This window comes from Streptomyces huiliensis (assembly GCF_020037025.1).
GTDB classification, from domain to species: Bacteria; Actinomycetota; Actinomycetes; order Streptomycetales; family Streptomycetaceae; genus Streptomyces; species Streptomyces huiliensis.
The window spans coordinates 25,479-38,955 of the sequence record NZ_JAIQLH010000037.1 but is presented as its reverse complement, the minus strand read 5'-3'; the positions used below and the strand labels follow the sequence as shown (position 1 = coordinate 38,955).

The window sequence follows — 13,477 nt, the reverse complement described above, 5'->3', positions numbered from 1 at the left end:
CCGCGGACCACCCCCGCGCCAGCGGGGACGACTCGGACGCCGGCTCCATGGTCAACCACGCGCTCGGACCACCCCCACACGTGCGGGGACGACGTACCTGCCCGAGGCCGCGCCCGTTGACGTCCGGACCACCCCCGCGTGCGCGGAGACCACTTCAGGTCGACGCCGGACTCCAAGTTGAAGACGGGACCACCCCTGCGTGCGCGGGGACCACAGCGCCGCGTTCGCCAAGCGTGTGACCGTGTGGGGCCACCCCCGCGCGCAGGGACCACGAGGCGGTAGGCGCGGCAACCGACAACCCCGAGGGACCACCCCCGCACGCGCGGGGACCACTTTTTGCTGCCGAGCTTGGATTTGGAGCGGTCGGGACCACCCCCGCATGAGCGGGGACCACACGACGACGGTGCGGTGGGTCCACCACACCTCGGGACCACCCCCGCGCGCGGGGACCACTTCTCGATCCGGCGCAGAGTCCGGGGTGGGTCAGGGCCACCCCCGCGCGCACGGGGACCACCGGTCGCACTCCTTGACCCGGGTGTTCGCGACGGGACCACCCCCGCATGCGCGGAGACCACTCCTCGACGACCAGGAGCTCACCCTCGGACAGGGGACCACCCCGCGTGCGCGGGACCACGTGGTTCCGATCACTAAAGCTGTGCTCGTACCTAAGTGTCCCCGCATGCGCGGGGGACGACTGTCCTGCGCCATCGAACCTTGCGCGATGGCCGTCGAAGTTGAACGACGGGGGATGCCGCACCTTTGACGTTGTTCTTGGTCAGTGCCGGTGCTTCCCGTGGCCAGTGCCCAGTCCGGGGTCGTCGGACACGGCACGCAGCATCGCGGCGGTCTGGGCGTCGGTGAGTGCGGCACCGGCGGCGCGGCGGCGCATGTCACGGGCGAGGCCGAGCTCGGCGTCGAGTGCGACCATCGCCGCAGGTGTGTCAGTGGCGGGTGTGCCGTCGACTTTGTGGCCGAGGCAGATGAGCGGCTCCGGCAGGTCACCGCAGCGAGGGCATCGCAGATCGTCGGGGGTGGGCTCGGACATCGCGTCTCCTTGTCCTGCAGTGCTCAACCTTCGCTGACACTAACTCGCGCCCGTCCAGGTTCGTTGGCAAACGGTCAAGGTTCGGTGGCACTGGACAACGCCCGGCTGTCGCGGCTGTACTCCTCGCGGGGCGCGGACCATCCCCGCGTGCGCGGGGACCACAGCCGGGCGTGGACAACGTCCCGTGCTGGGCTGGGACCACCCCCGCGTGCGCGGGAACGACCAGGTCGCGGACCGCAAGAAGTCCCCGTCCGTGGGGACACCCCCGCGCGTGCGAGGACGACGCCGGGTCGCGGTACAGGACGTAGTCGCCGTCCGAACCACCCCCGCGTGCGCGGGGACCATCCGTCCACGTCCACGTCCCAGGCTTCGAAGACCGGGCCACCCCCGCATGCGCGGGGACGACGCCGTGGACGGCCGCGGCCTCGGCCGGGATCTCGGACCACCCACGTGCGGGGACGACGCGATCTGAACCCAGCGCATCGACCCCGCCACCGGATCACCCCCGCGCTTGCGGGGACGACATCTGCTCCAGCACCTCCACCCGGGACGAGAGGGGACCACCCCCGCGTGCGCGGGGACGACGCCGTGGACGGCCGCGGCCTCGGCCGGGATCTCGGACCACCCACGTGCGGGGACGTCGCGATCTGACCCCAGCGCATCGACCCCGCCTCCGGATCACCCCCGCGCGTGCGAGGACGACGTGAAGACGGAGGCGATCTTCCCGCCCACCATCGGACCACCCCCGCGTGCGCGGGGACCACGCGTCGGGCAGCTAGGCCCACTGCCCGTTCGGGGGACCACCCCCGCGTACGCGGGGACCACCTTTCTGTGCTAGCCGCTCGCCCGCCCGTCCGGGGGCCACCCCCGCGTGCGCGGGGACCACGCGTCGGGCAGCTAGGCCCACTGCCCGTTCGGGGGACCACCCCCGCGTACGCGGGGACCACCTTTCTCTGCTAGCCGCTCGCCCGCCCGTCCGGGGGCCACCCGCGCGTGCGCGGGGATCACCTCGGCAACGCCCCGAAGAACTACGAGAAGGCGGGACCACCCCCGCGTGCGCGGGGATCACGTGCAGATGCCGAAGGCCACGGTGATGGAGCGGGGACCACCCCCGCGTGCGCAGGGACCACGCGTGCGGCAAGTCAGACAAGTGGTACCGGATGGCCCCCCCGCGTGCGCGGGGACCACCCCCGCGTGCGCAGGGACCACGCGTGCGGCAAGTCAGACAAGTGCTACCGGTTGGCCCCCCCCGCGTGCGCGGGGACCACCCCCGCGTGCGCAGGGACCACGCGTGCGGCACGTCAGACAAGTGGTACCGGATGGCCCCCCCGCGTGCGCGGGGACCACCGCGGGGAGCTGGTACTGATACGAGCCGAGCATGGACCACCCCCGCGTGCGCGGGGACCACCCCCGCGTGCGCAGGGACCACGCGTGCGGCAAGTCAGACAAGTGCTACCGGTTGGCCCCCCCCGCGTGCGCGGGGACCACCCCCGCGTGCGCAGGGACCACGCGTGCGGCAAGTCAGACAAGTGGTACCGGATGGCCCCCCCGCGTGCGCGGGGACCACCCCCGCGTGCGCAGGGACCACGCGTGCGGCAAGTCAGACAAGTGGTACCGGATGGCCCCCCCGCGAGCGCGGGGACCACCACCTCGCTTTCGTGACCGCCGCGATCACCGCGGGACCACCCCCGCGTGCGCGGGGACCACCGCTGGCGGCCTTGGGGCGTGCGGAACATCCTGGGACCACCCCCGCGTGCGCGGGGATCACAGGCCGCGACCTGCACGTTTGCAAGCGCAGGACACGGTTTTTACTCACTTTCACGGAATCGGACATTTACCTCTCTAGCCACAGGCATGCACCGACCATCCGTCTCCGAACAACCGGACTATACGACCCGGCCCCCTTCGACACAGCAAGTCATGCGGATCACAGCGCGCGAGCCAAGGTGGCGGAATGTCGCCTTCCGGTGGATACGCGGTGGAGTCAATCCGCCCGAGGGGGAAGTGTCGAGAAACCGCCTGGTCAGCCAGTACGTCCAAGCGGACAGCACTGGCCTCTTCTAAGCGCTTGGCCGCAGGTTCGAGTCCTGCCGGGGGCGCATGGCGAGACCCTCCCGATGGGAGGGTCTTTTTGCTGGTCAGGGTGGGTGTGGCGGGGTGGGTGCGGGCCGTCCGTCCGGCGCCTGTGTCGTATCCGACGTGGACGGGCGCAGCGCGGGGGAGGCTCGCGGGCACATACTGGGGGCAATGACAAAGCCTGCTGCACTGAAACGTCATTTGCCCACCAGCCCCTTCGCGGCCCGGGTCACGCCGGTTCCGGAGCGCTTCGCCGTGGGCGACCAGGTGACACACGACATGTACGGCCTCGGCCGGGTGATCGGCATCGAGGACGGGATCGCGGTGCTCGTGGATTTCGGCTCGGCGCAAGAGCGGATCCTGAGCCCGTACGCCAAGATGACCAAGCTGTAGGACCTCTGTGCCCGGTTCGGGGCACACCAGGCCCCTCCGGGGACCTGCCACGAAAGGGAGTTCTCCCATCGATTCGACCTCGCTGTTCTCCGCCCCGGAAGGGGCCATCCGCAGCTCTGCCACGGCATCACCGCCTCCGGTGACCGACCCGTTCCAGGCCCCGGACTTCGGGGAGGAGGAGGGCGTCGCGGGCGAGGACGCCCCAGGGTCCGTTCCGGGCCGGGGTGCGCTCTGACCCCAGCGGTCTCGGGGCCGTCCGGCTCCGGGGCCGTTCAGCTCCGGCCGGTGGTGCCGGTGTCGATGCCGGTGGTGCCGGTGTCGATGAGGATCTGTTCGGCCTGGGCGGTGTTGTCGGCCCGTACCGCTCTGGCCATGGCGGCCCGTGCCGCCTCCGGTCCCATGTCGGGCGGTACCACCAGGAGGGCGAAGTGGTCGTTGTCGCCTCGGGTGATGAGGACCGTGTCGTCGCCGACCGGGAAGGAGTCGAGGTGCACCACCCGGTCGCCGACGGTCAGGCGGGTGGGGAGTTCTTCCCAGGCGGCCGCGTCCAGGCCGACGCGGGTGATGGGGCCGAGGTGCTCGGTCAAGGCGGCGACCAGCCCGGGCAGTTCGGCGGCGATGTCGCGGGAGCGCGGCCACCAGGCACCGTCGAGGATTCCCTCGCGGGTCCGGGTGGTCTCCAGCCGCAGTAGCGCCGTCCCGGGCCGCGCGGCGCGATGGGCCGCGTCCGGCAGGAGACCGGGTGTGCGTGCCGTGTCGGAATCGGCCATGGTGTTCAGCCCGTCTCTTGCGGATTCGGCTTCCTCCGTTCACCGTTCCGCCGTGCTCGGCGGCGGGGGGCGAAGCGTCCGCGATGATCCCAGCCTACTCCAGGCGGGTGACCCGCCGGCCTGCACGGAGGGTCACCGAACGTTCGTGCCCTGCGGCTCCTCGGCCGTTCCGGGCCCGGCCTTCCGGGGGCCGGAGTAGGCTGAGAGCACCGGGAGCACTTCGTACACCGGCCGCCACGCGGGTGTCGTTTCCGGTGAGTCACCATGCCGGGCCGTCGCAGACGAGCCCGGGGACAGGTCGGCATCATGACCGTGACCCTTGGCCGCACGACCGCCGATCCGCACGTCCCCCCACCGCCCGCCCGTCTCTCCCTGACACCGGGGGCGGCCCCCTGTCTGCTGGACGGCGCCTGGTGGCCCCGCTCGCGCGACCTCGGCCGGGAACTCCCCGCGCTGCTGGAACGGTTGGAGCGGCGCTGGGGGCGGATCGCCAGGGTGACGGTGCAGCCGGCCTTCTGGTCCGCCCTGCCCCGCGAGGTGCCCGTCGCCGCGCACGCGGTGCGCGTCGGACGGTTCGCCGCCGGGCGCGACCGGTACAAGCTGCTGCTCCTCTCCCCCGCGGGCCGCTGGGACCTGCTGATCGTCCCGCCGGAGACCGGTCCGGCCGCGGCCGGACGGCTGTTGTCCGCCGCGTCCCTCCCGGGGGGCCTGCTCACAGCGGGCGAGCTGATGGACGACGAGCGTGCGGCGGCCGACGTGGACCGGCCCGGGGCCGGTGAGGAGTCCTGGGAGTCGGAGGGCGGGGCACCGCCCGCCCCGGCCGGGCGTCCCGCCACCGCCCGAGGGAGGTGAGGGCCGTGGAGCTCGCCCTCGTCCTGGCCGCCGTCCTCGGGGTGCTCGCCGCGGGGGCCGTCCTGGCCGACCGGCTCACCGGACGCGTCGCGAGCCCTCGCGGCAGCGCGGCACCCGCCCGGTCCTCCGCCCGTACCGCCCTGGGCCGCTTCCGGCCGTCGGCCGCCGGGGCCCTCGTGCGCGACACCGTCCGCCCTCCGGCCGCCGGCCACCTCGCGGCATCCGCCGGTACGGCCCGTACGCCGGCCGCCCGCACCCCGGTGGAACCCACGCCCCCGCCGGGACGCGCCGACATCCGCATCGTCGCCGCGTCCCCGGAGACCGCCCGCCGCGTGGCGGAGGTTCTCCGACGCTGCTTCGACTCCACCGAGCAGCGCAGCTACCCGGCCGGCCGCGAGGGCGGCACCCGGTTGCACCTCGCCGTGGACACCACGCGACCCGCCGAGCCGGCCCGATCCTGGCTCGAGACCAGCCGGCCCCCGACACCGGACCACCGCCGACGGCACTCCGAGGGCTGAGCCCCGCGGGCTCACGCACGGACCCGGCGCCCCTTCCGATACCCGACGTCACGACGTCAACGGAGGGGGCGTTCCGCATCGTTCTCACTCCCTCAGCGCCTCCGACTCCGCCGACGCGTCGTCCCGGCTTGCCGTCAGGAAGCGGAGGATGGCGTCGAGTTCCGCGGGCGAGTAGCCCGAGAGCAGCGCGCGGCTGCGGGCGTCGAGGCCCTTGTAGTAGGCGGCGATGCGGTGGAGACCCTCGGGGGCCGCTTCGACGATGACGCGGCGGCGGTCGTCGGGGTGGGGGCGGCGGTGGACGTAGCCGCCCTTTTCGAGGCGGTCGAGCATGTGGGTGACCGCGCCGGTGGTGCGGCCCAGGCGGGTGCTGAGGGTGCCGGCCGTGGTGGGGCCCTCGCGGTTGAGGGTGTGGAGGCAGAGCAGGTCCGTGGGGGCCATGTTCAGCTGCTGGGCGATCTGGTCGTGGAGCCGGCCGAGGGCGCCGGCCAGGTCGGTCATGGCCAGCATGATGCGGTCCGCGAGCGCGTCCGTCATGACGTCCGCTTCCCCACCCGTCGGTTTGACACTCATCGCCGTCTCCCTTTAGCTTCGCAATTAAGATACTTAGTTATGCAGCTATTCTAGCCGTACCGCGCGTACCGCTTACTCCACGAACACGAACTGGAGGTTCCGGGTGTCCACCGACACGTCTGCTCCACCCGCCACCACCACCGCGTCCGGCCGGGCGCGGACGGTGGCGCTCGTCGTGATTCTCATCGCGAGCTTCATGGATCTGCTCGACGCCACCATCCTGAACGTCACCCTCCCCTCCATCCGGGAGGACCTGGACGCCTCCTCCGCGCAGTTGCAGTGGCTGCTGGCCGGGTACACGCTGGCGTTCGCGCTCGGCATCATCACCGGGGCGCGCCTCGGTGACCTGTACGGGTACCGGCGGGTGTTCCTCGTCGGCGTCGCCGGGTTCACCCTGGCCTCCGCGCTGTGCGCCGCCGCGCCCAACGCCGAGCTGCTGGTGGCGACCCGCGTGGTCCAGGGCGTCTTCGCCGCGGCGATGGTCCCGCAGGTGCTGTCGCAGATCCAGCTGATGTACGCGCCCCAGGAGCGCGGCGGTGCGATGGCCGCGTTCTCGTCGCTGAACGGGCTCGCCTCCGCCGTCGGCCCCATTCTCGGTGCCGCCCTGCTCGAAGCCGACCTGTTCGGGCAGAGCTGGCGGGTGGTCTTCTGGCTGAACGTTCCCATCGGTGTCGTGGCGCTCGTCGTCGCCTCCCGGGTGCTGCCCGAGGGGCGTGCCGAGCAGCGGCCCAGGCTGGACCCCATGGGCATGCTCATCTCCGGGGCCGGGCTCGTGCTGGTGCTGTACCCGCTGATCGCCGGGAGCGAGGAACGGCCCTGGCCCGCATGGACCTACGTCTGCCTCGGCCTCGGCGTCGTCGTCCTCTTCCTCTTCTACCGGTACGAGAAGGGGCTCTCCGGCTCCGGGAAGACGCCGCTCATCGAGATGTCGCTGTTCCGGCTGCGCTCCGTCGGCGGCGGGCTGCTGCTCCAGTTCCTGTTCTTCCTGCCGGTCATGGGCTTCTTCCTCACCTTCATGCAGATGCTCCAGGCCGGCCTGGACATGAGCCCGATGGCCGCCGGCGTCGCGATCCTGCCCTGGCCGATCGCCACCACCATCGGCGCCGGCCTCGGTGCCGCCGTCCTCCTGCCGAAGATCGGGCGCGCCACCGTGCAGCTCGGCCTCGTCGTGCTCGCCGTCGGCTTCCTGCTGCTCACCTTCACCGCCCGGTCGGCCGACCCCGACATGACCTGGCTCGACTTCCTGCCCGGCGTCGCCGTCGGCGGCCTCGGCCTCGGCCTCACCGTCGCGCCGCTCGCCGCGCTCACCCTGGAGAACATCCCCGGCGAGCACGCCAGCTCCGGATCCGGCCTGTTCAACACCGTCGCCCAGATCGCCGCCTCGGTCGGTGTCGCCGTCATGGGCACGATCTTCTTCGCCGTCCGCGACTCCCACGCCGACGGGCGCGCCCACGGCTTCGCCCCCGGTTTCATCACCACCATGTGGGCCAGCCTCGGCTTCGTCGCCGTCTGCTTCGTCGTCAGCTTCATGCTGCCGAAGAAGTCCGCGCCCAAGTCCTGGTAAGCCACAGGCCGAAGAAGCCTCCCGTCCCCGGGTTTCCGGGGCGGGAGGCTTCGGCGTGTACGGGAGAATCAGCGAGAGAATCAGCGGGAGAATCAGCCCAGCAGCGCGTGCGCCAGCGAGCGGTAGAACGCCAGCACTCCCTGCTCCTTCGGGCTCAGATGTCCCCGCCGCGTGTACCGCGACGTCACCGCGCGCTGCACCGCCTCCAGGCCCTCGCGGTCCTCGGTGTTCACCCGGGCCGTGAACCCCTCAAGACCCGGCCGGATGTTCTCCAGCCCCACCTGCTCCACCAGCCGCCGCGGCATCAGCGAGCCGCCGCGCACGATCGTCCGGTCGGCGGCGACCGGGACGAAGGTGAGCCAGGCGATCGTCTCGCCGAAGGTGGCCACGCTGCCGCCGGGGAAGACCCGGAAGCTGTACAGCACCTTGCACTCGTCCTCGGTGAGCGGCAGCACCGCCGGCTCGACCGGCTGACCGGCCGGGCTCAGCAGCCGGCACACCACCGGCGAGTCGTAGTGCACGTCCATGTCGATGCCGCCGGTCATCAGCGGACGCACGGTGTCGGGGTGGAAGCCGATGGCGTGGTAGTTCTCGTGGCCGTTCTCGACGGCCACCTTCCAGTTGCACGCCCAGTCCTCGGTCCAGCTCGACACCAGGACCATGTCGTCCAACTGGTAATTTGCCATCTCCCGCTCGACGACGGAGAGTTCCGGCGCCAGCGGGGACGGGTTCCCGGCCAGGCTGACGAAGACGAAGCCGTGCCACACCTCGACCGCGAAACCCGGCAGCCGGCACGTCGCCGGGTCGAACTCCGTGTTGCCGCGCATGTGCGTGGCCGCGATCAGCTTGCCGTCGAGCCCGTACCGCCAGAGGTGGTAGGGGCAGGTGAAGTCGGCGGTGTTGCCGGCGCCCTCGCCGACCAGGGGCATCATGCGGTGCCGGCAGACCGGCGACATGGCGTTCAGCGCGCCGTCACGGCCCCGGGTGACGACGACGGGCTCGCCCGCGATGTCCAGGGAGAGGTAGTCGCCGGGCTCGGCGAGCTGGTCGGCGTGGCAGACCAGCACCCAGCCGCGGTGGAAGATCCGCTCGCGCTCCAGCTCGTACACCTCGGGCGAGGCGAACAGGGCCGGCGGGAGGCTGAGCTGCGGCGGCGTCGGGGAGAGGTACGCCCGCAGTTCGTCCAGGAGCTCGGGAACGGTCGCCGTCGTCATCGGGCGTCGCCCTTCGCGCGGCCCTCTTCCGGCGTGATCGCGCCGAGCGCCTTCCACGCCTCGTCGTCCATCCAGGCGGGGATGCTGGTCTCCCCGTTGACGCCCTTCTCGATGAACGCGATGTTGTGGTAGGTGTGCACGCCGATGACCTCGCTCTGGGTGAGCGTCGGCTCGCCCGGCTTGGGGTCGAACTCCCGGTAGTGCAGGTCGTCCTGGAGCCGCTTGAGCAGCCCGACGGACGTGTCGGGGCCGGTCACCGGGCCCGACGTGCCGCCGAAGCGCGGCCAGTACGCCGTCTGGAGGTCCTCGATGACGTAGAGGCCGCCGGGGCGGACGTACGGGAAGAGGGCGTCGAAGGAGACGCGGACGTGCTCGTTCTCGTGGCTGCCGTCGTCGATGATGATGTCGAACGGGCCGTACTTCTCGGCCACTTCGCGCAGGGTCTCCGCGTTGCCCTGGTCGCCGGTGAGGGCGGTGAGGCGGTCCTGGTTCAGGGCGGACTTGTCGAAGAGGTCCAGGCCGTAGACCAGGCCGCGGTGGAAGTAGCGCTTCCACATCTTCAGGGACGGGCCGCCCAGGTCGCCCTCGTAGCCACCGATGCCGATCTCCAGGACGCGCACCGGGCGGTCGCGGTAGGCGGCGAAGTGCTTCTCGTAGTGCTGGGTGTACCAGTGGAAGCTCGCCCATTTGTCCGAGCCGTACTTCACGGACAGCGGGCCCAGCCCCGGGCCCTCCGCCGTGCAGCCGCTGAGCAGCGTCCCGCCGGCCTGGTGGGTGGCCTCCAGGATGCCCCGCAGCTCGCTCAGGTCGGCGGGCCGGTTGGGGAGGAAGACGTCGGTGAAGTCGCCGCTGTGCTGCGGCCGCAGCGGCCCGTACAGCCGACGGACCAGGTCGGTGAGGGATATCCGCAGGTGGCGGCGGATGGTCGGGGGGTCGACGTCGCCGTCGACGACCCGGACCGGCTCCCCGGCGGCCATCCACAGGACGGTGCGGTGCTCCTCCCCGCCGTGCAGCACCTCCAGCGCGACGTGGACGGGCGTGGTGTTCACGGGCGCGTCGCAGCGGAACAGCACCTCGTCGACCAGGACGGCGACGAGCCGTGCCAGCCCCGCCTCCTTGGCCAGGGCGGAGATCTCGGAGTCGGGTGCTGTGCCGCACAGGGTGAGGCGCTCGACAAGGCTGGCCTGGGTCATAGGGCGGTTACCTTCTCCTGCGGTGGGACGGGGTGGGACGGGGTCGGGGTGGGACGGGCGGATCCGGACGACCGCGACCGGTGCGGGCGGATCCAGCGTGTGCCGCGACCGTAGGAGCCGCGGCTAGAAGAGGGGTCAATCGGAACTCGGGCGCACCAGGACCCGTTCGGCCCGCAAAAGCGCCGGGACGGCCACCGCCAGCCGCTCCCGCCAGTCGCCGATCGGTCGGATCCCCGCCCGCCGCCAGCCGTCGTGCCCGAGCACGCTGTACGCGGGCCGGGGCGCGGGCCGGTCGAGGGCGGCGGAGGAGACCGGACGCACCCGGTCCGGGTCGGCGCCCAGCAGCCGGAACGTCTCGCGGGCCAGGCCGTACCAGCTCGTCGCGCCGGCGCTCGTGCCGTGGTAGACACCGGGCGGGGCGGTGCCCCGCTCGGCGGCCCGGCCCAGCCGGACGAGGAGTCCGGCCAGGTCGGCGGTCCAGGTCGGCTGGCCGTACTGGTCGTCGACGACGTCGACGGTCTCGCGCTCCCGCTCCAGGCCCGCCATCGTGCGGACGAAGCTGCGCCCGTGGGCCCCGTACAGCCAGGCCGTACGGACGACGTACCCGTGGCCGGGCAGCGCCGCCAGCACCGCCCGCTCCCCGGCGAGCTTCGAACGGCCGTACACGGTACGGGGACCCGTGAGGTCGTCCTCCGCGTACGGGGTCCGGCCGTCGCCCGGGAAGACGTAGTCGGTGGACGGCTGGAGGAGGCGGGCGCCCGCCGCGGCGCACGCCTCGGCCAGCAGGCGGGGGCCCTCCGCGTTGTGCAGGAAGGCCGCGGCGGGGTGCTCCTCGGCGGCGTCGACGGCCGTCCAGGCGGCGCAGTTGACGACGGTGGCGGGCCGGTGCGTGCGCACCGCGGCGCGCACGGCCGGCCCGTCGGTGACGTCCAGGTCCGCCCGGCGGAGCGCGACCGCCGGGACGCGGGCGGCGGCCAGCACGGCGAGCAGGTCGCGCGCCAGCATGCCGCCCGCGCCGGTGACCAGCCAGGGCCGGGTCACGCGGGCCCGTCCCCGGGCGGGGGCGGGAGCAGGGCCGCGCGCTGCTTGAGCGGCTCCCACCAGGCGCGGTTGTCCCGGTACCAGGCGACCGTCTCGGCCAGCGCCTCCTCGAAGCGGCGGACCGGCCGGTAGCCGAGCTCGTCGCGGATCTTGCTCCAGTCGAGGGAGTAGCGGCGGTCGTGGCCCTTGCGGTCCTCGACGTGCCGGACGAGCCTCGGGTCGGCGCCGACCGCCTCCACCAGCATCCCGGTGAGCTCGCGGTTGCTCAACTCCGCGCCGCCGCCGATGTGATAGACCTCGCCGGCCCGGCCGCCGGTGCGGACGAGTTCGATGCCGCGGATGTGGTCGTCGATGTGCAGCCAGTCGCGGATGTTGCCCCCGTCCCCGTAGAGCGGCACCTCCAGGCCGTCCATCAGGTTGGTGACGAACAGCGGTATCAGCTTCTCGGGGAAGTGGTGGTGGCCGTAGTTGTTGGAGCAGCGGGTGACGCGGACGTCGAGGCCGTGGGTGTGGTGGCAGGCGAGGGCGAACAGGTCGCTGGACGCCTTGGCCGCCGCATAGGGCGAGTTGGGGGCGAGCGGCGACTCCTCGGTCCAGGAGCCGTGGTCGATGGAGCCGTAGACCTCGTCGGTGGAGATGTGCACGAAGACGCTGACACCGTTGTGCAGGGCCGCGTCGAGGAGCCGCTGGGTGCCCAGCACGTTGGTGCGGACGAAGGCGTCCGCCTCCCGTACGGAGCGGTCGACGTGCGACTCGGCGGCGAAGTGGACGATCTGGTCGTGCTCGGCGGCCAGCCGGTCGACCAGTTCGACGTCGCAGATGTCGCCGTGGACGAAACGGAAGCGGTCGGAGTGGCGGACGGGGTCGAGGTTGGCGGGGACGCCGGCGTAGGTGAGCTTGTCGAGGACGGTGACGTACGGACGGTCCTGCCCGGCCCCGTTCCCGCTCCCGTCGCCGTTCCCGTCCCCGCTCCCGTCCTTGGACAGCAGGGTGCGGACGTAGTGGGAGCCGATGAAGCCGGCCCCGCCGGTGACGAGGATGCGGGTGGCGGGGGCCCGGGTGGCGGCGGCGGTCGCGGGCGCGGGCGCGTCGGTGCGCTTCTCAGTGCTCATGAGGACAGCTCTACCGTGCTGTGATCGCCCAGTACCAGGCGATGGACATGGGGAGTTCGCGGCGACGGCGTCACGCGGGCGTACCGTCCGATGAGCGACGCCTGCATCCGGCCGGTGCCTTCGAGGGCGGCGCCGCGCAGGACGATGGAGTACTCCAGCTCGCTGCCGGTGATCCGGCAGTCCTCGGCGACGGAGGTGAACGGGCCGACGTAGGAGTCCGTGACCTCCGTCCCGTCGCCGATCACGACGGGTCCGACGATACGGGAGCGGCGCACCCGGGCGCCCTTCGCGATCCTGACCGAACCGATGATCTCACTGGTCTCGTCCACATCGCCGTCCAACTGCGGAGTGACGGACTCCAGAACCGTGCGGTTGACCTCCAGCATGTCGGTGACGTTGCCGGTGTCCTTCCAGTAGCCGGAGATCTCCACGGACCGCACCTCGCGGCCGGCGTCGATCAGCCACTGGATCGCGTCGGTGATCTCCAGTTCGCCGCGTCCGGAGGGGCTGATGGCGCGGACCGCCTCGTGCACGGCGGGGGTGAAGAGGTAGACGCCGACGAGGGCGAGGTCGCTGCGCGGCCGGCTCGGCTTCTCCTCCAGCCGGACGATCCGGCCGTCCGGGCCGAGCTCGGCCACGCCGAACGCGGACGGGTTGCGGACGGCGGTCAGCATCACCTGGGCGTCGGGGCGCCGGGCGCGGAAGTCGTCCACGAGGGCGGTGATGCCGCCGATGACGAAGTTGTCGCCGAGGTACATCACGAAGTCGTCGTCGCCGAGGAGTTCGCGGGCGACGAGGACGGCGTGGGCGAGGCCGAGCGGCCGGTCCTGCCGGACGTAGCGGACCCGCAGCCCGAAGCGGTGGCCGTCGCCGACGGCGGCTTCGATCTCGTCCGCCGTGTCACCGACCACGACGACGACGTCCTCGATGCCCGCCGCCGCGATGGACTCCAGTCCGTAGAAGAGGACGGGCTTGTTGGCCACGGGGACCAGTTGCTTGGCGGAGGTGTGGGTGATCGGCCGGAGGCGGGTTCCCGTGCCTCCGGCGAGTACGAGAGCTTTCACGAGACGGGCTCCCCGTCGGTCGGTGAGGAACGGCGGCGCCGGGCCGCGCCCGCCGGCCGCCGGGC

Annotated in this window: 12 protein-coding genes; 4 read left to right on the top strand and 8 right to left on the bottom strand. The window is 72.3% G+C overall.

The genetic code is table 11. The features are described from left to right. Positions 1-775 precede the first annotated feature (775 nt). Entirely contained in the window at positions 776-1,045 is a 270-nt protein-coding gene (locus tag JNW98_RS08485) for a hypothetical protein (RefSeq protein ID WP_223767485.1), read from the bottom strand. 2,247 nt (positions 1,046-3,292) lie between these two features. Here JNW98_RS08485 and JNW98_RS08480 point away from each other — a divergent pair. Beyond that, complete coding sequence (locus tag JNW98_RS08480) at positions 3,293-3,514, top strand: CarD family transcriptional regulator (RefSeq protein ID WP_223767484.1); 222 nt, start codon at positions 3,293-3,295, stop codon at positions 3,512-3,514. Between the two features lie 272 nt (positions 3,515-3,786). Here JNW98_RS08480 and JNW98_RS08475 read toward each other — a convergent pair whose 3' ends face one another. Beyond that, positions 3,787-4,284: a DUF5994 family protein gene (locus tag JNW98_RS08475; protein ID WP_223767483.1), complete on the bottom strand. Its 498-nt coding sequence runs from the start codon at positions 4,282-4,284 to the stop codon at positions 3,787-3,789. A gap of 306 nt (positions 4,285-4,590) precedes the next feature. Here JNW98_RS08475 and JNW98_RS08470 point away from each other — a divergent pair, with 306 nt between their 5' ends. Together JNW98_RS08470 and JNW98_RS08465 are read left to right on the top strand one after the other, a co-directional pair. After that, positions 4,591-5,136: a DUF5994 family protein gene (locus JNW98_RS08470; RefSeq protein WP_223767482.1), complete on the top strand. Its 546-nt coding sequence runs from the start codon at positions 4,591-4,593 to the stop codon at positions 5,134-5,136. 260 nt (positions 5,137-5,396) lie between these two features. Continuing rightward, positions 5,397-5,654 (top strand): hypothetical protein, encoded by a 258-nt coding sequence (locus JNW98_RS08465; RefSeq protein ID WP_223767537.1) that lies wholly within the window; start codon positions 5,397-5,399, stop codon positions 5,652-5,654. Between the two features lie 84 nt (positions 5,655-5,738). Here JNW98_RS08465 and JNW98_RS08460 read toward each other — a convergent pair whose 3' ends face one another. Next, on the bottom strand, positions 5,739-6,224 hold the full coding sequence (locus JNW98_RS08460) for a MarR family winged helix-turn-helix transcriptional regulator (protein ID WP_223767481.1): 486 nt from the start codon (positions 6,222-6,224) through the stop codon (positions 5,739-5,741). A 103-nt stretch (positions 6,225-6,327) separates the two neighbouring features. Between JNW98_RS08460 and JNW98_RS08455 the strand changes: the two genes are divergently transcribed. After that, on the top strand, positions 6,328-7,788 hold the full coding sequence (locus tag JNW98_RS08455) for an MFS transporter (protein WP_223767480.1): 1,461 nt from the start codon (positions 6,328-6,330) through the stop codon (positions 7,786-7,788). Positions 7,789-7,880: 92 nt separating this feature from the next. On the opposite strand, the gene JNW98_RS08450 is transcribed toward JNW98_RS08455, so the two are convergent. The 5 genes from JNW98_RS08450 to JNW98_RS08430 all read right to left on the bottom strand — a co-directional run bounded on the left by JNW98_RS08450 (position 7,881) and on the right by JNW98_RS08430 (position 13,412). Then, a complete protein-coding gene (locus JNW98_RS08450; RefSeq protein WP_223767479.1) occupies positions 7,881-9,002 on the bottom strand; it encodes an aromatic ring-hydroxylating oxygenase subunit alpha in 1,122 nt (373 codons plus the stop codon). After that, a complete protein-coding gene (locus JNW98_RS08445; protein ID WP_223767478.1) occupies positions 8,999-10,195 on the bottom strand; it encodes a class I SAM-dependent methyltransferase in 1,197 nt (398 codons plus the stop codon). The genes JNW98_RS08450 and JNW98_RS08445 overlap by 4 nt, the downstream gene beginning before the upstream one ends. 135 nt (positions 10,196-10,330) lie before the next feature. Further along, a complete protein-coding gene (rfbD, locus tag JNW98_RS08440) occupies positions 10,331-11,236 on the bottom strand; it encodes a dTDP-4-dehydrorhamnose reductase (protein ID WP_223767477.1) in 906 nt (301 codons plus the stop codon). Then, the gene (gene rfbB, locus JNW98_RS08435) at positions 11,233-12,348 is read right to left on the bottom strand and encodes a dTDP-glucose 4,6-dehydratase (RefSeq protein WP_223767476.1); all 1,116 of its coding nucleotides are present in this window, start codon (positions 12,346-12,348) and stop codon (positions 11,233-11,235) included. The genes rfbD and rfbB overlap by 4 nt, the downstream gene beginning before the upstream one ends. Next, positions 12,345-13,412 carry a glucose-1-phosphate thymidylyltransferase gene (locus JNW98_RS08430; RefSeq protein WP_223767475.1) on the bottom strand — a complete coding sequence of 356 codons (1,068 nt, stop codon included), beginning with the start codon at positions 13,410-13,412 and terminating at the stop codon, positions 12,345-12,347. Before JNW98_RS08430 ends, rfbB begins: the two co-directional genes overlap by 4 nt. Between the last annotated feature and the right edge of the window lie 65 nt (positions 13,413-13,477).